Genomic DNA, 18,315 nt, shown 5'->3' on the forward strand with positions numbered 1-18,315 from the left:
TGGTAGACAGGGGGCGCTGGCGACCGATCGGCGAGGCTGTGAGGGTGACATGGGCGGGCCTCTTGTCGGGCGCGACGACGAATTGCGCCTGCTGTTCGGGCGCCTGCGCGAGGTCGGTTCCCGGGGCGGCGCGATCGGGCTGCTCGGTGAGCCGGGGGTCGGCAAGAGCGCGCTGCAGGCGGAGGTCGTGGAGCACGCCCGGTCCCTGGGGTTCACCGTGCTCACCGCACGGGGCAGCCAGTCCGAGGCGCACCTGCCGTTTGCGGGCCTTCACCAGGTGCTCCGGCCGCTGCTGTCCCGGGCCGACCGGTTGCCGGTCATGCAGCGCGACGCCCTCCTCGGCTGTTTCGCCATGGGTGAGCAGGCCGAGGTCAACCCGTTCTTCACGTTCCTCGCGGTGCTGGAGTTGCTGGTCGACTCGGCGGGACAGGCGCCGGTCCTGGTGTGCGTCGACGATCTCCACTGGCTGGACCAGCCCTCCATCGACGTGCTGGCGTTCGTCAGCCGCCGGATCGCCGACGAGCAGGTGATCGTGCTGTGCACGGCGCGGATCGAGTCCGTGCCCCGCACCGACGCGCACACGGTTGAGTGGCTGGAGCTGAACGGCATCGGCGAGACCGCGTCGGCCGCGCTGCTGGCGGCGCGAGCGCCGCAGTTGTCCTCGGCGGTGCGCGACCGCGTGCTGGGACAGGCGCGCGGCAACCCGCTCGCCCTGCTCGAGTTCGCCGCCGCGCTGAGCTCGGAGCGGTACCCGGCGACGGGCCTCGACGAGGACCTGCCCATGACCACGCGCCTGGAGCGGGCTTTCGCGGTCCGGGCGGATCACCTCGACCCGGCAGTACGCGCGATCCTGACCGTTGCCGCGATCGACGACGGCGACGACGTCAACGACCTGCTCGCGGCCGCGCAGATCATCCACGGCGCGCCGCTCGACCGCGTCGTGGCGCAACCGGCGTTCGAGCACGGGCTCCTGACCGTGGCCGGCGAGCGGTACCGCATCGCCCACCCGCTGGTCGGTTCGGCTCTGCGGCACGCCATGTCGCCGGCCGTGCGTCAGCAGGCGCACGCGGCGCTGGCCCGGGTCCTGGCCGCGTACCCGGACCGGGCGGTGTGGCACCGGGCCTCCTCGGTGTCCGGACACGACGAGCAGGTCGCGGCGGAGCTGGAACAGGCGGCGGGCAACGCCCAGCGTCGCGGTGCGATCGCCTCGGCCGCCGCCTGGCTGGAGCGGGCGGCCGCGCTGAGCCCGGACCCGCAGTCCCGTGCCGCTCGCCTGCTCAGCGCCGCGGAACTCGGTTTCCAGCTGGGCAGGTTCAGCCAGGTGGAGCAGATCAAGGCGCGGGTCGCCGGGGTGACGCTGCGGCCGCGGGACCAGTCCCGGCTGGCCTGGCTCGAGGGCGTGTTCCACGACGGCTCCACGGGTGAGCCCGCCGAGGTCCGTCACCTGGTCGGGCTGGCGCAGGACGCCCTCGCGGCGCAGGACGTGGACCTCGCGATGCAGCTGCTGGTCGGCGCGGCCCGCAGGGTCTGGTGGCGCGACCCCGGAGAGACCGTGCGGCACGCGATCGTCCGGGCCGCCCAGCAGGTGGGTCTTCCGGCCGGCGACCCTCGACTGCTCGCCATCTACGCTCTCTCCGAGTCCCACGAGCAGGGACCGATTGTCATCGAGCAGCTTGCCCGATGGGCGCCGGACGCCGGTGGGCGCCCGGATCTGGCGGGCCTGCTGGGCATCGCCGCGTTCTGTACCGGTGACTTCCCCCGCGCGGTGGTCTTCCTCTCCACGCCCGTCCAGGAGCTCCGCGCGCAGGGCCGGATGAGCCTGCTCGCCGAGGCGCTGGCCATCCGGGCGTGGGCGGAGATCTACCTGGGCGTCTTCGACGTGGCGAGTTCGGCCGACGAGGCCATGCGGCTCGCTGACGAGACGGGCCAGTCCCTCTGGGCCGGCACCGCACGCATCGCGGTGGCCCTGATCGAGGCGGTCGGTAAGGGCTCGGACACCCGTCACCGCCTGCTCGCCGAGGCCGAGCAGGTGGCGTTGCGGACCCCGAACGCCGCGTCGTCCCTGCTCGCCGGCGTGCAGATCGCCCGGGGCATCGCCGAGCTGGGCCAGGACCGGCACGAGCAGGCGTACGGCGAGCTGCACCGGATGTACGTGCCGACCGATCCGGCTTTCCAGCGGGTCCAGCAGGTGTGGGCACTCAGTTATCTGGCCGACGCCGCCGTCCGCACCGGTCGCGGTGCCGAGGCGAGGTCCGTGCTGAGCGCCATGCAGGATCTCGCGGGCTCGTCACCCTCGACGGGTTCGACCATCGCCCTGGAGTACTCGAGGGCGGTGCTGGCGGACGACGAGTCGGCCGAGTCGCTCTTCCTGAGCGCCATGGACGGTGCGGCCGCCCGGCTGCCGTGGCACCGGGCGCGGGCCGAGCTGGCGTACGGCGCATGGCTGCGGCGGCGCCGGCGCGTCGTCGACTCCCGTGACCCGTTGCGGTCGGCGCGGGGCACCTTCGACGCCATCGGTGCCCGCACCTGGGCGCAGCGAGCCGACCAGGAGCTGCGGGCGACCGGCGAGCGTGGCTGGCAGCCGACGCCGCATCCGCGTGAGCTGCTGTCGCCGCAGGAGGCCCAGATCGCCGGGCTGGCGGCGCGAGGGCTGTCCAACCGCGAGATAGGACAGCGCCTGTTCCTGTCGCACCGGACGGTCAGCTCGCACCTGTACCGGATGTTTCCGAAGCTCGGGATCGCCTCTCGCGGCCAGCTGGCCGCGGTGCTGGGCAACGAGGTTGAGTCAGGTGACGCTAGCGGGCGCCGCTGACGCTGAACATCGCGGTGCGGAGACTCACGCTCGCGACCGAAGTCGGCGGCTCCTCCACCGTCGTACGGTCGGGTCGGCGGCTGAGGTGCGTCCGGCACCCGGCCCGAACGAGTGGAGATCGACCGTGGCAACGCCCGTGCTCTTCATCCATGGACTCTGGCTGCACGCGTCGTCCTGGGACCCGTGGGTGCAGCGGTTCCAGGACGCCGGCTACGAACCGCAAGCTCCGGGCTGGCCGGGCGACGGCGACACCGTCGCCTCGTCGCGGGCGAATCCCGATGCGATCGCCGGTCACGGCATCGATGACGTGGTGGCACACTTCGCCGGCGTCATCGAGCGGCTGCCCTCGGCGCCGATCCTGATCGGGCACTCCTTCGGCGGGATGATCGCCCAGAAACTGCTCGGTCTCGACCTCGCCGCCGCTGCGGTGGCAATCGACGCCGCCCAGATCAAGGGCGTGCTGCCGCTGCCGCTGTCGACGTTGCGCGCCGGCTTCCCGGTGCTCAGCAACCCGGCGAACAAGAGCAGGGCGGTCTCGCTGACGCCCGAACAGTTCCGCTACGCGTTCGGCAACGCGATCTCCGAGCAGGAGTCCCGCGAGCTGTTCGACCGATGGTCGATTCCCGCACCCGGCAAGCCCCTCTTCGAGGCTGCCGGCGCCAACTTCAATCCGCACTCGTCGGCCAAGGTGGACACGGCGAACGAGTCCCGCGGCCCGCTGTTGCTCATCGCGGGCGGCAAGGACCACACGGTGCCCGAGACGGTGGTGCGGGCGACGCTCAAGCAGTACCGCCATTCCCACGCGGTCACCGACATCGTCACCTTCCCGGACAAGGCGCACTCGCTGACCATCGACGCCGGCTGGCCCGAGGTGGCCGAGACGGTTCTGACCTGGCTGAAGGGGCAGAACCTCTGATGGACCTCGCGCTGTCCGGCAAGACCGCCCTGGTCACCGGCGCCAGCCGCGGTATCGGGCTGGCGGTCGTGCGCGCTCTCGCCGAGGAGGGCGTGAGCGTGGTCGCGGGGGCACGCGGCACGACGCGAGAGCTGGCCGCGCTCGCCGAGACCTCGCGGGTCCACCCGGTCACCGCCGACCTCAGCACCCCGGACGGCCCGGCCGCACTGGTCGAGGCCGGAACCGCCCTGCTCGGTGGCCGGCTCGACATCCTGGTCAACAACGTGGGTGGCGTGCGCCCTCGTACCGGCGGTTTCCTGTCGGTCACGGACAGCGACTGGCTGGAGGCGCTGACCATCAACTTCCTCGCGGCGGTGCGGGTCACCCGTGCCGCCCTGCCGTACCTGCTGGAGAACGGTGGCTCGATCGTCACGATCGGGTCGGTGAACTCGTCGCTTCCCGATCCGCTGGTCGTCGACTACAGCGCGAGCAAGGCGGCGCTGGCGAACTTCTCCAAGGCGCTGTCGAAGGAGGTCGGCCCCCGAGGCGTACGGGTCAACACGATCAGCCCCGGTCCGGTGGCGACCGACCTGTGGCTGGGACCCGGCGGCGTGGCCGAAACCGTCGGCGGTGTGCACAACCTCGCACCGGAGGACGTCGCCAAGGGCGCGGTCAGCGGGACCGCGACCGGGCGCTTCACCCGTCCCGAGGAGGTCGCGGACCTGGTGCTCCTGCTGGCCGGCGGGCGCGCGGCGAACATGACCGGCGCCGACGTCCTCATCGACGGTGGCCTGATCACCACGATGTGACCCGGCTGGAACGCGAGAGCGCGCGCCGCTGGACGTTGGCGGCGCGCGCTCTCACTCGGGTAATGACTAGTCGCCGACGAATCCGTCGACGGGCTCCTCGTAGAGGCGGGGGTCGTCGGCCTCGGTCGCGGAGAAGCCGTGGTTGCGCGCGATCGAGGGCGCGGGGGCCGGGGTCTCGGCGGCAGGCGAGTCAGTCGTCGCGGCGCCCGCCGGCTCCGATGCCGGCTCGGCGGCGGACGGCGTGTCGCCGGCCGCAGTGGTGGGCGTCGTGGTGGGCGGAACCGGCTTCGCGCCGCGGCGCAGCGGGGTGCCGCCGATCGGCAGACCGGAGAAGTCGGTCTGCAGGTCGATCATGCGGCGCTGCAGGTCGCTCACCGTGTTGGTGGTGCCGTCGAGGCCGCCGAGCACCGGGAAGTCGGTTGTCGTGGCCTCAGTGCGGCCGAATGCCGACGGGCGCTCGTCCGGGGAGAACGCCCGCGTGCCGGGGAGCGCGGTGGTGCCCGCCGGGCTCAGGCTGCCCAGGACCGGAAGCGCCCCGACGTAGCCGTCGACCGGCGTGTTCCCGAGGGTGAAGTCCTGGCCGGCCATCGGCATCGGGAGGCCGCTGACCGGGACACCGCCGAGCGCGCCGGTCGGCCGCTGAGCCGGGTCCTTGCGGGTGCTGCTGATCACGTCGGCCGCGGGCAGCAGCGGGCGCCGGTCGGCCGGCTTCTCGATCCGCTTCGCCTGCTGCTGCGCCGTCTTTTGCCGCGGCAGCATGTTCGTGAGGTCGGAGCCGTTGCCCGGCTCCAGCTGGACGAGTTTGCGCCCGCCGCCGGGTTCGGCGGTCACCAGCGGCTCGCCGCTGAGCGGATCCGACGCGAGAGGGCTACCCAGCCGCCAGCCGTTGGTCGGTTCCAGCGCGTATCCGAGAGCGTTCAGCGGTGCTTCGGCGACGCCGGGGTTCGGGAGCGGCTCCGCGTGGGCGGGTGCTGCTCCGAGGAGGATTCCGCAGGCGATCGCTCCGGCACACCACAACTTGCGCACTGATCTTCTCCTGGCCACATCGGACGATGGCTTGACGGGTCATACCCACCAAGTCGGACGAATGGTTCGGATGGGGCAACGAGCGGCCACGGGAGCGGGTTCCGGCTGACTACGATCTGCGAACGTGAGTGTCGTTCCCGCCGCAGACGTGCCCAGCCCCGACCCGTCCGATGCGGACAGACGCCCTCACCTGGTGCTCTGTGGTGCCGACGCGCTGGTTTACACCCTTGCCGAGGAACTCGCGAATTCCCGCCACCGGATCCGCGTCACCGTGATCACTCCGCACCGGGTTCGCCCGGACGTGCCCGATCTGGCCGGCCTGCGGGACCGCGGGGTGGAGTGGCACAAGGCCGACCGGCTGGACGAGCGGACGTTCCGCGAGGCGGGCCTGGAGGGTGCCGCCGGACTCGCCCTCGTGATGCCGGACGACATGATCAATATGCACGCCGCGCTCTGCGCCCGTGAGGTCGAGGCGCATCTGCGGGTCGTGGTCCGGATGTTCAACACCCAACTCGGGCACAGCGTGCTCCGGCTCTTCCCGGACTGCGCGGTGCTCTCCGACGCGGAGATGGCGGCACCGGCGTTCGTCGCGGCGGCGCTGGGCGAGGTCGCGCCGACGCATTTCCGGCGCGCCGACCGTACGCTCTATGTCGCTCACCGTGCCGACGTCGCTAGCCGGCGCGTGATGCTGACCTTGACCACCGCCAACGGTGACGGCGACGGTGACGTGCGGGTCCTGCCCGCCGAACCGGGCCCGGAGGAGGCGAAGCCGACCGACCTCGTCCTGGCCGAGGCCGTCGGCCGGCCCGCCGGCGACGACGTGACCCGGCGCCTGCTCTCCCGTGCCGGACGTCGCCGGCGTCCCCTGCTCGCCGTCGGGCGGGCGCTCCGCGCGGCGCTGAGCCGCAAGCTGGGCATCGCCGTGCTGATCACGCTGGCCACCACGGCGGTCGCCGGGATCCTGCTCGCCAGGTTCGACGAGCCGCAGCACGGATTCTGGGAGTCGATCTACATGACGCTGCTGACCGCGGTCGGCTCGTCCGATGTGGAGGTCGACCGGGAGCCGGTCGCGCAGGCCGCCCAGCTCGTGCTCACCATCGCCGGTCTCGCGCTGATCCCGCTGATCACCGCGGCCGTGGTGGACGGCATGGTGAACGCGCGGCTCGCGCTGAGCCAGGGGAAGATCGCCGGGGAGATGAGCGACCACATCGTGCTGGTCGGGCTCGGCAATGTGGGCACCCAGGTGCTGCGCCAGCTCACCGACCTGGGCCTGCGCGTGGTGGCGATCGACCGGGTGCCGGACGCGCGCGGTGTGAAGAGCGCGCAGCGCCGTGGCATCCCGGTGATCGTCGGGGACGCGTCGGCGGAGGCGACCCTGCAGGCGGCCTCGATCGACACCTGCCGCGCGCTCGTCGTGCTCTCCACCAACGACTCGGTGAACCTGCAGGCGGCGCTGCAGTCCCGGGTGGCCCGGCCGGACCTGCGGGTGGTGCTGCGGCTCTTCGACGACGACTTCGCGCAGCGCGTCGAGTCGGCGTTCCAGATCAACGTCTCCCGCAGTGTCTCCCGGATCTGCGCACCCGCCTTCGCCGCGGCGCTGCTGGAACGCGACGTGCACGCCACCATCCCGGTCGACCGGCACGCCGTCATGGTCGGCACGGTCACCGTGCACGCCGGATCCATCCTGGACGGCGCGCCGCTGGACCACGCCGACCACCCCGGCGCGTCCCGGGTGATCGGGATGTCCGCGGCCGGTGAGCAGTGGATCGACTGGCGGCCGGACCGCCGGCGCGTGCTCGCCGACGGCGATCGCATCCTGGTGGCGGCCCGCCGCGACGGGCTGCGCGGCCTGGTCGAGCTGGCCAGCCCGCCGCTGGGATCAGACGAGTCCGCTGCTGAGTGAGTCCGCCTCGACGCCCAGCACGGCCTGCTCGTCCGGCTTGTTGACCAGCACCTCGGTCAGGTAGGACTGGACGGCCGGGCCCATGCCGACGTCGCGTCCGGCCTGCTCGGAGAGCAGCCACTTGTGCTGGATGATCTGCGAGAAGATCTCCTGCGGCTCCAGCTTGCGGCGCAGGTTCACCGGCACCGCGCGGACCACCGGCTCGAAGACCTCGATCAGCCAGCGGTGCGCGGCCTGCTGCTCGTCGGTGAGGTGGCTCTCCGCGCGGTACGTGTCCAGGTCGTTGAGCAGCTGGCGCGCCTGGTTCTCCTCGGCGTCCAGGCCGGTCAGCCGCATCAGCCGGCGGGTGTGATAGCCGGCGTCGACGACCTTGGGCCGGACTTTGTAACCGTCGTCCACGGTGGACATCGAGACCTCGGCGACGTCGAAGCCCATCTCGTTGAGGCGCCGGATCCGCCGCTCGATGTGGTGACGGGCGTCCTTCGCCACCTCCTGCTCGTACGTCACCTCGTGCCACAGGCGCTCGTAGCGCGCCACGATGTCGTCGACCACGCTCTCCGGGTCGATCGACTCGTGCAGCAGCTCGGCGGCCTGCAGGTCCAGGCACTCGCCGAAGATGTTCAGCCGCAGGATCTCGATGTCCTCGCTGCGCTGGCCCTCGGAGAGCTTCGGGTACAGATTGCCGGTCTCGGCGTCCACCAGGTATGCCGCGAAGGCGCCCGCGTCCCGCCGGAACAGCGTGTTCGACAGCGAGCAGTCGCCCCACGAGAAACCGGTCAGGTGCATCCGCACGACCAGCGCGGCCAGCGCGTCGAGCAGCCGGTTCATCGTGTCCGGGCGCAGCACGCGGGAGAACAGAGCTCGGTACGGCAGGGAGAACTGGAGGTGCCGCGTGACGAGCACGGTCTCCAGCGGCTCGCCGTCCTTGGTCTGCCGGTCGGTGGCGATGGCGACCGCCTGCACGGCCGGGAAGTCGATCCGCTCCAGCGCGCGGAGCAGGTCGTACTCCTTCTCGGCGATGCGTTCCCGGGTCTCCTTCATCGCGTACACCACGTCGTTCAGCTTCACGAAACGCACGATGTGGCGGGAGATGCCCTGCGGCAGAGCGACCAGGTGGTCCGCCGGCCAATCCTCGAGCGGGATGTGCCAGGGCAGGTCCAGCAGTGCTGGGTCGACGAGGGCGGAGGTGATGCGCACCGAACAAGTGTGCCGTGTCGGTCGGCGCGTCGCGTGCGTACGTGGCTCGTTACACAGGTGCGAAACGGGCCGACGAACGTATCGGGAGTGGCATGCGACGCAGGACAGCCATCGTCATCGGAGCATGCGCCGCCCTGGCGCTGGTCGGTACGGCCGGCGCGGTGGCGTTGACGCAGATCAGCGACCGGGAACCGGTTGTCTGGCACGAACCGCCGGCTGTCGTTCGCACCCCGGTGGCGGCACAGGCGCACGCCCGCGCCGCGACCACCGATCCGGCACCGGCGGGACAGCCGGCCGCACCCGGGTCCGGGAAATCGGGCGGTGTGCCGGAAAACACGCGCTCGGCGCCGGAATCCGCAACCGCGTTGCAGCGGCGGGGTGACCGCCGGCTCGAGTCGGCGCCCACCAGCGGCCGTCAGCGGGTCGGCGCGCTGCTCTCGGTGAGCCGGCTGCTCGGTTACCTGGCCGGGCCGAGGACAGAGCGGTTCAGCTATCCCGGTGCCTCGTACGTCAAGGTGCACTTCGACAGGCTGACGCTGCTGCCCGGCGACTACGTGACCGTGTCGAACCCGCAGGGCACCGAGTCCTACCGGTACGACGCGGCGGACGCGGCCGGCCGCTGGGCCATGTCGATCACCGGTGACACCGCGGAGGTGGAGGTGCACCGGGCGGTCAACCCGCTCGGCCTCGGTTCGGCGCTCGGCAACCTGGGTGTGCAGGTGGATCAGGTGGCGCGCGGGTTCAAGCGGTCCGAGCTGCCGGCCGGTCCGGGACGCGAGGAGTCGATCTGCGGTACCGACACGTCCAGCGACGCGGTCTGCTACCAGTCGAAGGATCCGGTGGCGTACACCAAGTCGAAGGCGATCGCCCGTCTGCTGATCAACGGGACGGAGCTGTGCACCGGATGGCGGGCCGGTCCCAAGAACCGCATGATCACCAACAACCACTGCCTCACCACGTCGGGGGAGGCGTACGAGACCGAGGTGTGGTTCAACTACCAGTGCGCCAAGTGCGGCGGGTACGACGTGTTCAAGCCGACCAAGGTCTGGGGCGACAAGGTGATCGCCACCGACCGGGTGTACGACTACACGCTCTTCTCCGTGGACAGTTTCGCCTCGATCCAGAAGTTCGGGTACCTCACGATCGACACCGCGCGGCCGGCGAAGGGGCAGGCGCTGTACGTGCCGCAGCACCCGGCCGGTGAGCCCACCCGGATCGCCGGTGGGCAGGGCGACAAGGCGGGCAACTGCGCGGTCGACAACCCGGACTACACGGGGTACGCGGAACATTCCGACGTTTCGTACTACTGCGACACCGCGGGCGGCTCCTCGGGATCGCCGGTGCTGTCCCGCGCCACCAACAAAGTCGTGGCACTCCACCACTTCGGCGGCTGCCCCAACTCCGGGGTCCGGGGGGACCTGCTCGCGGCCAAGTTGCGCGCACACCTCTAGCGTTGAGGCTGTGATCTACTCTCCACGCCCTCGAAGCTGGTGGCCCGACGTCTTGGCTCTGGCCGGGTTCGTGGTTATTTCGGTGATTCTGGCCCGCGGTCATCTGCTCGACCTCGATCAGCGGGTGGCCGACTGGGCGTTCGCCAACCAGCCGGAGCCGGTGTACTGGGGCGCCCGGGTTCTCAACTACCTGGGCCAGGGCGGTCAGGTGCTGACGCCGGTCGCGCTGATCCTCACCGGGGTGCTGCTGTACCGGACGCGGTCGGTGCGGGCGGTGCTGCCGTTCGCGGCGGCGTTCGTGCTGACGTATCTCACGATCGGGCCGGCGAAGATCTTCTTCGACCGGGCGGCGCCGGCGTTCACGGGGCCGGAGAAGACGATCCTGTTCAACCCGCATGCGTCCGGGAAGTACGCGATGAGCTACCCGTCGGGACATATGGGAAATGTCCTGGTCTGGTACGCGGTGATCGCCATCCTGGTCGTCGCGCTCCTGAAGCGGCAGCTGACCCGGTGGGAGTGGTTCGCGCTCCGCGTCGCTCCGGTCGTGATCGTCTTCGTGACGACGGTCTACCTGGGCTTCCACTGGGTCACGGACTCGGTGGCGGGCGTGCTGCTGGGGTTGGTGCTGGCCCGCCTGCTGGAGCGGGTTCCCTGGGACACGCTGCCACTGCCGCGATTGCGGGGCTGGGAGCAGCGGGCCGGGTTCTGACCATTCTCCGTGTCCCGGCGGTCGCCGGGCGGCCTTGAGCGGCAGCCTGGCCGCGGGTCTAGAAGGGGCAGAGCACGAGTCGCGTACCCCTAGATGTTCTTGCCCTTGCGCATCACGCGCTTGAGGGTGAGATCGGCGGAGAGGGTGACCACGTCGGCGCGGAGGCCGGGGAGCAGCGAGCCGACGGTGCCGGAGAGGCCCAGGATGCGGGCGGGAGTCGTCGACGCCATCGCGACCGCCTCGACCAGCGACAGCCCCGCCTCGACCGCGTTGCGCAACGCCACGTCCATGGTCAGCGTGCTGCCGGCGATCGAGCCTCCGTGTGCGAGACGGGCGACGCGGTCGGCGACGACGACCTCCTGGCCGCCCAGTTCGTAACGTCCGTCCGGCGTGCCGGCGGCGTCCATCGCGTCGGTGACCAGCACGGACCGGTCCGGGCCCGCGCTGCGTGCGGCGAAGGCCAGCATGCCGGGGTGCAGGTGGATGTTGTCGGCGATGAGCTCGACCACTGCTTTGGCGTGCAGCACGCCGACGACCGGGCCGGGCTCGCGATGATGCGGCGGCCGCATGCCGTTGAAGAGGTGGGTGGCTACGGTCGCGCCCGCTGCGACACCGGCGAGGGTTTGATCGTACGAGGCATCGGTGTGCCCGATCGCGGCGATCACACCGTTGTCACGCAGGAACGTGATCGCCTCCAGCGCGCCGGGAAGCTCGGGGGCGATCGTCATCATCCGGACCGCTCCCTCGCCGATCTTGACGAGCTCGGTGAGTTCGGCGGGGACCGGGTCGCGCAGGTAGGCCGGGTTCTGCGCGCCGCAGCGGGCACCGGACAGGTACGGCCCCTCGAAGTGGATTCCGGCGATCACACCGTCGGTGACCAGCGGCCGGTACGCCTCGGTGGCCGCGCGCATCAGCTCGAACGGTGAGCTGACCAGGCTGGCGAGCAGCGTGGTGGTGCCGTGGCCGAGGTGGAAGGCCGCCGCGCCACGGGCCGCCTCCGCGTCGCCGGTGGTGAAGGTGTGCCCGCCGCCGCCGTGGCAGTGCAGGTCGACGAAACCGGGGACGATCACGTCGTCGCCGGCGGCGGGGTCCGGCACGATCGCGGCGATGTCGGGGCCGTCGAGGTCGAGGTGCCCGGGGATGACGGCGGTGGGGGTGACGATCCGGCCGGAGATCCGGGTCATTGTTCGCTGTTTCCTAGGTGGTCTAGTGCGAGCAGGGCGGAACCCAGGCAGCCGGCGGTGTCGCCGAGTTCGGCCCGGACGATTTCGGGGGTGCGGTGGAAGGTGACGCCTTGGGTGACCGCTTCGCGCACGGGGATGACGAGGTCGTCGCCGGCCTCCGCGAGTCCGCCTCCTAGGACTACGACTCCTACGTCGTAGAGCGCCTGGGCGGTGAGGAGGCCCTGGGCGAGTGCCTCTACCGCGTCCTGCCAGACGCGTTTGGCCAGCGGCTCGCCCTGTCGGGCGCTGGTTGCGACGTCGAACGCGGTGGCGTCCGATTTTCCCGAAATTTCGGCATATCGTTGGCCGATCGCCTTGGCGGAGGCCTCGGCTTCCAGGCAGCCGTGCAGGCCGCAGCCGCACGGGCGGCCCTCCGGGCGGATCACGATGTGGCCGATCTCGCCGGCCGCGCCGTGTGCGCCGGGATAGCCGGTGCCGTCGACGACCAGGCCGCCCGCGATGCCGGTGCCGATCGCGACGAACAGGACGTGCCGTCGCCCGCGTCCGGCGCCGAGGCGGGCCTCGGCCAGAGCACCCACCCGGACGTCGTGGCCGAGCGCGGCGGGGATCCCCAGCCGCCGCACGGCGAGGTCTCTCAGGGGTACGTCACGAAAGCCCACGTTCGCCGACCAGACCGCCACGCCGTTCACCTCGTCGACGACGCCCGGCACGGCGATGCCCGCGGCGACCGGGGTGAGGCCGTCGGTGCGTGCCCTGGCGGCCAGCCCTTCGGCCACGGCCAGGATGTTCTCGGTGACCGCCTCGGGGCCGCGGGCGGCCAGGGTGGGGTGGCGTTCCTCGTGGTGGACGGTGCCGTCGGGGCGTACCAGTGCGCACTTCATCCCGGTGCCGCCCACATCCAGGGCGACGACGACAGCCTGCTTCATGGAAGGACGACAGATCTGGTCAGATTGCGTGGATTGTCGGGGTCGAGGCCCTGGGTGGTGGCGAGCAGGACCGCGACACGCTGCGCCAGGACCAGGTCGGCCATCGGGTCGAGCGGGGCGCGCCCACCCACCCAGCGGCCCAGCGAGGCGTAACCGCCGTGGTGCCGGCTGTGCAGGTACGCCGCGCCGGTCGCCTCCACCTCGTCGGCGAGCCCGGCCGGCACGTCACCGAACGCCCACACGACGCGGCGCGGGCCGGCGATCGAGATGGGGCCGTGCCGGTAGTCCATGGCCGGGTACGACTCGGTCCAGAAACCGGCCGTCTCGCGGCATTTGAGCGCGGCCTCCTCGGCCAGGCCGACGGTCCAGCCCCGGCCCAGGAACGTGATCTGGTCGACCAGGGCGGGGTGCACCGGCAGGGGAAGGCGCACGGCCACCTCGCCGTCCATGGCCACGGTCTCGATGTCGTGACCCAGGTGGGCGCGGAGCACGGCCAGGACGCTGGTGGCGAACCGGGTCTGCACCACCGACTCCTCGTCGGCGAAGTCCAGCACCACGGCGTCACCGGCCAGGTCGACGGCGGGCTTGGTGGGGTCGGCGGTCAGCACGGTCACCGGCGTGGTCTCGCCGACGGTCTGCATCACGTCCAGGATCTCGGTCGTGGTGCCCGAACGGGTGATCGCCACGAGACGGTCGTAGCGACGGCCGTACGGGAAGTCGGAGGCCTGGAACGCGTCGGTCTCGCCGTGGCCGGCCTGTTCGCGCAGGGTCGCGTACGACTTGGCCATGAACCAGGAGGTGCCGCAGCCGACGACGGCGACCCGCTCGCCGCGCTCGGGAAGGCCCGGTGACCCGGCTAGTTTCGCGGCCTGCCGCCAGCACTCGGGCTGGGTGGCGATCTCCGCCTTCACATGGCTCATGGCTTCCCTCACCGGTCGGTTTAGCTGCGCATTCGCGCTCGGTTCCCGGGCCTTTCGAGCGTTATTGTGCTCACGACGCTGCCGCCGGGGCAAGCTCCCAAGGTCGTTCGCGCATCAGGTGGCTTTGCTTCCGGGCCTTTCGCGCACTAATGTGCACACACTTATCATGAAACGTGCATCTGGGAGTGTCGGGTGGACCGGTACGCGCGGTGGAATGCCCTGCTCGAGCTACTCACGGAGAGCGGCCGGGTAACGGTCGAGGAGGCCTCGGAACGACTCGACGTCTCCCAGGCCACCATTCGCCGCGACTTCGACCAGCTCGCCCAGCAGCAGATGATCACGCGCACCCGGGGTGGTGCGGTCGCCAACGGAGTGTCGTACGACCTGCCGCTGCGATACAAGAGCGCCAAGCACTCGGCCGAGAAGCAGCGCATCGGCGAGGCCGCCGCCCGGCTGGTCACCCCCGGCACGGTCGTCGGCCTCAACGGCGGCACCACGATCACCGAGGTGGCCCGAGCCCTGGCCGTCCGCCCCGACCTGAACGTCAGCGGCGACGGAGCCCAGCTCACGGTCGTCACCAACGCCCTGAACATCGCGAACGAGCTGCTCGTACGCTCCCGCATGAAAATCGTCGTGGCGGGCGGGGTGGTCCGGCCCCAGTCCTTCGAGGTGGTCGGCCCCCTCGGCGGCGCCCTCCTCAAAGAGGTCACGCTCGACATCGTGCTCCTCGGCGTCGACGCCCTGGACGTGGAATTGGGCGCGGCGTCCCACCACGAGGGCGAGGCCTCGATGAACAGCCTGATGGTGGCGCGGGCCAAGCGGGTGGTGGTGATCGCGGACTCGTCGAAGCTGGGCGGGCACGCGTTCGCCCGCATCTGCCCCATCACGAAGGTGGAGACGCTGGTGACGGATTCGGGGGCGCCGGCTTCGGTGGTAGCGGCCTTCCGCGAGGCAGGCGTCGAGGTCATCACCGCCTGACCTGGCTGGGAGGATCATGGGATCGCCTCGGACAGCGTTCGTGACCTAGGGTGCGGCAATTGGCTTCCTTCCCCGCGGAAAGGACGGGGACTTCCCTTGGTCGCCCTCGGGAGTTCCTGTTTCGCTGACGACTGCCCCGTTCGGGAGGATTCCCGTTGAGGTCTTACACCGTCTCCACAGGCTGTCACCGCCAGCCCGGCGGCCAGAATGTTGCGTGCCGCGTTGACATCGCGGTCGTGGACAGCGCCGCAACGGCACGTCCAGGTCCGTATGTGAAGCGGCATCTTGTCGGCGGCAGTGCCGCAGCACGAACAGATTTTGCTGGACGGATACCAGCGGTCGACGGCGATCACCTCACGGCCGTACCAGTCGGCCTTGTACTCCAGCAAGGTGCGGAACTGTCGCCAAGCCGCATCCGCGATAGCTCTGGCCAGCGAACGATTTCTGACCATGTTGCGCACGGGCAGATCCTCGATCACGATCGTTTGGTTTTCACGAACGAGTCGAGTGGTCAGCTTGTGCAGATGATCCTTGCGACGATCAGCGATCCTGGCGTGGACCCGGGCAACCCTGAGTCCTGCCTTGGCCCGATTCTTGGAGCCCCTGTCCTTTCGGGCGAGGGCCCGTTGCGCGCGAGCCAGACGGGTGTGATCGCTGCGCTCGTGCCGCAGATTCGCCACTTTCGTTCCTGTGGACAGGGTCAACAGCGAGCCGATTCCGACATCCACCCCGACGGCCACGCGGGTGGGCGGGGCCGGGTCAGGCGTGTCGTCGCACAGCAGCGACACGAACCATCGGCCGGCGCCATCCTGCGAGACGGTCACCGTTGTCGGCGAGGCACCGTCGGGCAAGGGCCGCGACCAGACGATCCTCAGCGGCTCGGTCATCTTCGCCAGGGTCAGGGTCCCGTTCCGCCATCGGAAAGCACTGGCGGTGTACTCCGCGGCCCGGCGGGATCTCTTCCGGCTCTTGAAGGTGGGATAGCGGGCACGCTTGGCAAAGAAGTTCGTGAACGCGGCCTGCAGGTGGCGCAGAGCCTGTTGAAGAGGGACGGAGGACACGTCGTTGAGAAATGTCAGCCGTTCAGCCCTCTTCCAGGCGGTCAGCATCGCGCTGGTCGCGTTGTAGGTCACCCTTTCCTGCCGCATCGTCCATGCTTCCGTGCGGGCACTCAACGCCATGTTGTACACCAAACGGACACAGCCGAACGTGCGCGCAAGCTCCGCGGCCTGCGCGTCGGTCGGGTAGAAGCGGAACTTGAACGCCCGCTTCACCATCCGGGCCACGGCTCACAAGTTACCGAGCCGACCATTGAAACTTGCGGTGACACGTGTGGGGACATCGATCCGACTTGGCGGCGGATCGGTCCTTCTCGAACCACTCCGCAGGCGTTCCGTCTTCTCTCCGGCCCCGGAGCCGGAGTATCCACGGAAGGGAACCGATGACCGCCGTACTCGAGATATCAGGGCTGCGGAAGACCTATCGCAGTCGTAAGGGTGTCCGGAACGCGCTGGACGGCTTCGACATGGTTGTGGAGGCCGGGCAGGTGCACGGGTTCCTCGGGCCCAACGGCTCCGGCAAGACCACGACGTTGCGCACGCTGCTCGGCCTGATCAAGCCGAACGAGGGTCGGATGGCCGTGCTCGGCAAAGAGGTGCCGAAGCATCTGCCGGAGGTGGCCCGCGAGGTCGGCGCGATCGTGGAGAGCCCGCAGTTCTTCGGCAACTTCTCGGCTGAGGCGACGCTGTCGCTGCTCGCCGACGCCGGGGGTGTGAACCGCAACCGGGTCGTCATGGTGCTGGACCTGGTGGGATTGCGGGACCGGGCCAAGGAGCGCGTGAAGACGTACTCGCTCGGCATGAAGCAGCGCCTGGCGGTCGCCTCGGCGCTGCTCAAGGAGCCGAAGCTGCTGATTCTGGACGAGCCGGCGAACGGGCTGGACCCGGGCGGTATCCGGGAGATGCGCACGCTGATGCGGGACCTCTCGGCGGCGGGCATGACCGTGTTGCTGTCCAGCCACATCCTCGGCGAGATCCAGATGATCTGTGACTCGGTGACGATCATCTCGGCCGGGCGGCGGGTCACCTCCGGTTCGGTGAGCGAGGTGCTGGCGCGGCACAAGTCGGGCGCGGTCAAGGTGCGCCTGGAGGCCGGTGTCGACATGCTCGGGGCGGCGCAGGTGCTGCGGACGGCCGGGGCGCACGTCACGCTGGAGACCGATCACTTCGTGGTGGGTAACGCCACCAACCCGGCGCAGATCACCAAGCTGCTGGCCGAGCGGCAGATCTACGTGACCGAGCTGACCCCGATCGCCGCCGATCTGGAGGACGTCTTCCTGGAGCTGACCGGCACGGCGCCGGTCGAGGGGCAGAACCGGCAGGTGGATCAGGTGGCGACGGCCGGTAATGGCGGGTGGGGACAGTGAGCCTGGCACGTGCCGAGACCCGGCGCCTCTACAAGCGCCGTTTCACGAAACTGGTACTGCTCGGGGTGCTGCTGGTCCTGGGCGCGACCGTGGCGGGTACCTGGTTCTCCAACGAGAAGGTGACGCCCGCGCAGGTGGCGGACGCCAAGGCGCAGGCCGACCGGGACTATCAGACGAGTCTGCAGAGCGCGCAGCAGGACCAGCAGAAGTGCCAGGCGGCGCAGGGGACGGCGGATGCGGCGAACTGGCCGCCGGGCTGCGAGGGCCTGTACACGCCGCAGCCCGAGGACTTCAACTACGTCTGGTACATGCCGGCGAGCTTCGAGTTCGTCGAGGAGTTCCCGGACATGATCTCGGTGCTGGCGGTGGTGCTGGCCGCGGCGGCGTTCCTGATCGGAGCGTCCTTCGTGGGTGCCGAGTGGAACAGCGGCGGCATGATGAACCTGCTGCTCTGGCGGCCGCAGCGGCTCCGGGTGCTGGGCACCAAGATGTTCGTGTTCCTGGGCTGGCTGATCAGCTGGACGGTGGTGCTCACCGCGGTGTGGGCCGGGGTGTTCCGGGTGATCGCCGAGACCCGTGGCAGCACCGAGAAGCTGACGTCCGGCGCCTGGCAGTCGATCGGCCTGATGGGCCTGCGCGGTCTCGGCATGGTGGTGGCGGCCGGTGCGCTCGGTTTCGCGATGGCCTCGCTGGGCCGGCACACCGGCATGGCGCTGGGCGCGCTGATCGGTCTGGGCGCGCTGCAGATCGGCGTGTACGTGATGGCCCAACTGGCCGGCCTCAAGTACCCGGAGGCCTATCTGGCGCCGCTGTGGGGTTTCGCGTGGCTGTACAAGGAGTTCGTCGTCCAGGACTACAACTCCTGTGATTTCAGCACCTCGTCCGGATGTGAATACGCGACGTTCACGCTGACCTGGCAGGTTGCGGGTATCGGCATGGCGATCTTCGCGCTGCTCGTGGTGGGTACTTCGATGTGGACGATGCGTAGGCGCGACATCACATGAGGTAACGTGCGCGGGGATCGCCGGCGACGCATATGCTGGTGATCCCTCGTACATCTGTACTGATCGATCGGGAGCG

15 protein-coding genes are annotated in these 18,315 nt (G+C 70.3%); 9 read left to right on the forward strand and 6 right to left on the reverse strand.

Annotation, left to right across the window (positions count from 1 at the left end; all coding sequences use genetic code 11):
• The first annotated feature begins 49 nt into the window (after positions 1-49).
• From AB0M02_RS00575 to AB0M02_RS00585, 3 genes are all read left to right on the forward strand, one after another.
• A complete protein-coding gene (locus AB0M02_RS00575; protein ID WP_364219230.1) occupies positions 50-2,812 on the forward strand; it encodes a LuxR family transcriptional regulator in 2,763 nt (920 codons plus the stop codon).
• Between the two features lie 124 nt (positions 2,813-2,936).
• On the forward strand, positions 2,937-3,728 hold the full coding sequence (locus AB0M02_RS00580) for an alpha/beta hydrolase (protein WP_364219233.1): 792 nt from the start codon (positions 2,937-2,939) through the stop codon (positions 3,726-3,728).
• The gene (locus tag AB0M02_RS00585; RefSeq protein WP_364219236.1) at positions 3,728-4,516 is read left to right on the forward strand and encodes an SDR family oxidoreductase; all 789 of its coding nucleotides are present in this window, start codon (positions 3,728-3,730) and stop codon (positions 4,514-4,516) included. Before AB0M02_RS00580 ends, AB0M02_RS00585 begins: the two co-directional genes overlap by 1 nt.
• A gap of 66 nt (positions 4,517-4,582) precedes the next feature.
• On the opposite strand, the gene AB0M02_RS00590 is transcribed toward AB0M02_RS00585, so the two are convergent.
• A complete protein-coding gene (locus tag AB0M02_RS00590) occupies positions 4,583-5,542 on the reverse strand; it encodes a hypothetical protein (protein ID WP_364219239.1) in 960 nt (319 codons plus the stop codon).
• Between the two features lie 124 nt (positions 5,543-5,666).
• Between AB0M02_RS00590 and AB0M02_RS00595 the strand changes: the two genes are divergently transcribed.
• Entirely contained in the window at positions 5,667-7,445 is a 1,779-nt protein-coding gene (locus AB0M02_RS00595) for an NAD-binding protein (protein ID WP_364219242.1), read from the forward strand.
• On the opposite strand, the gene AB0M02_RS00600 is transcribed toward AB0M02_RS00595, so the two are convergent.
• A complete protein-coding gene (locus tag AB0M02_RS00600; protein ID WP_364219245.1) occupies positions 7,422-8,642 on the reverse strand; it encodes a DUF4032 domain-containing protein in 1,221 nt (406 codons plus the stop codon). The two genes, AB0M02_RS00595 and AB0M02_RS00600, sit on opposite strands and share 24 nt — an antisense overlap.
• A gap of 92 nt (positions 8,643-8,734) precedes the next feature.
• Between AB0M02_RS00600 and AB0M02_RS00605 the strand changes: the two genes are divergently transcribed.
• Positions 8,735-10,093, forward strand: a complete 1,359-nt coding sequence (locus AB0M02_RS00605; RefSeq protein ID WP_364219248.1) for a serine protease — start codon at positions 8,735-8,737, stop codon at positions 10,091-10,093.
• A 10-nt stretch (positions 10,094-10,103) separates the two neighbouring features.
• Positions 10,104-10,802, forward strand: coding sequence for a phosphatase PAP2 family protein (locus tag AB0M02_RS00610; RefSeq protein ID WP_364219251.1), 699 nt, complete (start codon positions 10,104-10,106; stop codon positions 10,800-10,802).
• Positions 10,803-10,891: 89 nt separating this feature from the next.
• Here AB0M02_RS00610 and nagA read toward each other — a convergent pair whose 3' ends face one another.
• The 3 genes from nagA to AB0M02_RS00625 are packed head-to-tail and all read right to left on the reverse strand — an operon-like array spanning position 10,892 to position 13,832.
• Entirely contained in the window at positions 10,892-11,986 is a 1,095-nt protein-coding gene (nagA, locus tag AB0M02_RS00615; protein ID WP_364219254.1) for an N-acetylglucosamine-6-phosphate deacetylase, read from the reverse strand.
• Entirely contained in the window at positions 11,983-12,912 is a 930-nt protein-coding gene (locus tag AB0M02_RS00620) for an ROK family protein (protein WP_364219257.1), read from the reverse strand. The genes nagA and AB0M02_RS00620 overlap by 4 nt, the downstream gene beginning before the upstream one ends.
• Positions 12,909-13,832, reverse strand: a complete 924-nt coding sequence (locus AB0M02_RS00625) for a sugar isomerase (RefSeq protein WP_364219260.1) — start codon at positions 13,830-13,832, stop codon at positions 12,909-12,911. Before AB0M02_RS00625 ends, AB0M02_RS00620 begins: the two co-directional genes overlap by 4 nt.
• 192 nt (positions 13,833-14,024) lie before the next feature.
• On the opposite strand from AB0M02_RS00625, the gene AB0M02_RS00630 reads away from it, so the two are divergent.
• Positions 14,025-14,810, forward strand: coding sequence for a DeoR/GlpR family DNA-binding transcription regulator (locus AB0M02_RS00630; protein WP_364219263.1), 786 nt, complete (start codon positions 14,025-14,027; stop codon positions 14,808-14,810).
• A gap of 14 nt (positions 14,811-14,824) precedes the next feature.
• Here the strand turns inward: AB0M02_RS00630 and AB0M02_RS00635 are convergent, their stop codons facing one another.
• Positions 14,825-16,087, reverse strand: coding sequence for an RNA-guided endonuclease TnpB family protein (locus tag AB0M02_RS00635; protein WP_364222422.1), 1,263 nt, complete (start codon positions 16,085-16,087; stop codon positions 14,825-14,827).
• A gap of 164 nt (positions 16,088-16,251) precedes the next feature.
• On the opposite strand from AB0M02_RS00635, the gene AB0M02_RS00640 reads away from it, so the two are divergent.
• Both AB0M02_RS00640 and AB0M02_RS00645 read left to right on the forward strand, forming a co-directional pair.
• The gene (locus tag AB0M02_RS00640) at positions 16,252-17,235 is read left to right on the forward strand and encodes an ATP-binding cassette domain-containing protein (RefSeq protein WP_364219266.1); all 984 of its coding nucleotides are present in this window, start codon (positions 16,252-16,254) and stop codon (positions 17,233-17,235) included.
• Complete coding sequence (locus AB0M02_RS00645; RefSeq protein WP_364219269.1) at positions 17,232-18,239, forward strand: ABC transporter permease; 1,008 nt, start codon at positions 17,232-17,234, stop codon at positions 18,237-18,239. The genes AB0M02_RS00640 and AB0M02_RS00645 overlap by 4 nt, the downstream gene beginning before the upstream one ends.
• Positions 18,240-18,315: the final 76 nt, after the last annotated feature.

Source organism: Actinoplanes sp. NPDC051861, assembly GCF_040681145.1.
Classification (GTDB): Bacteria; Actinomycetota; Actinomycetes; order Mycobacteriales; family Micromonosporaceae; genus Actinoplanes.

Bases quoted from the DNA above. Each gene is read 5' to 3' on its own strand.
- AB0M02_RS00625 (WP_364219260.1), bottom strand. From the start codon at position 13,832: ATGAGCCATGTGAAGGCGGAGATCGCCACCCAGCCCGAGTGCTGGCGG.
- AB0M02_RS00640 (WP_364219266.1), top strand. From the start codon at position 16,252: ATGACCGCCGTACTCGAGATATCAGGGCTGCGGAAGACCTATCGCAGT.
- AB0M02_RS00620 (WP_364219257.1), bottom strand. From the start codon at position 12,912: ATGAAGCAGGCTGTCGTCGTCGCCCTGGATGTGGGCGGCACCGGGATG.
- AB0M02_RS00605 (WP_364219248.1), top strand. From the start codon at position 8,735: ATGCGACGCAGGACAGCCATCGTCATCGGAGCATGCGCCGCCCTGGCG.
- AB0M02_RS00585 (WP_364219236.1), top strand. From the start codon at position 3,728: ATGGACCTCGCGCTGTCCGGCAAGACCGCCCTGGTCACCGGCGCCAGC.
- AB0M02_RS00635 (WP_364222422.1), bottom strand. From the start codon at position 16,087: ATGGTGAAGCGGGCGTTCAAGTTCCGCTTCTACCCGACCGACGCGCAG.
- nagA (WP_364219254.1), bottom strand. From the start codon at position 11,986: ATGACCCGGATCTCCGGCCGGATCGTCACCCCCACCGCCGTCATCCCC.
- AB0M02_RS00575 (WP_364219230.1), top strand. From the start codon at position 50: ATGGGCGGGCCTCTTGTCGGGCGCGACGACGAATTGCGCCTGCTGTTC.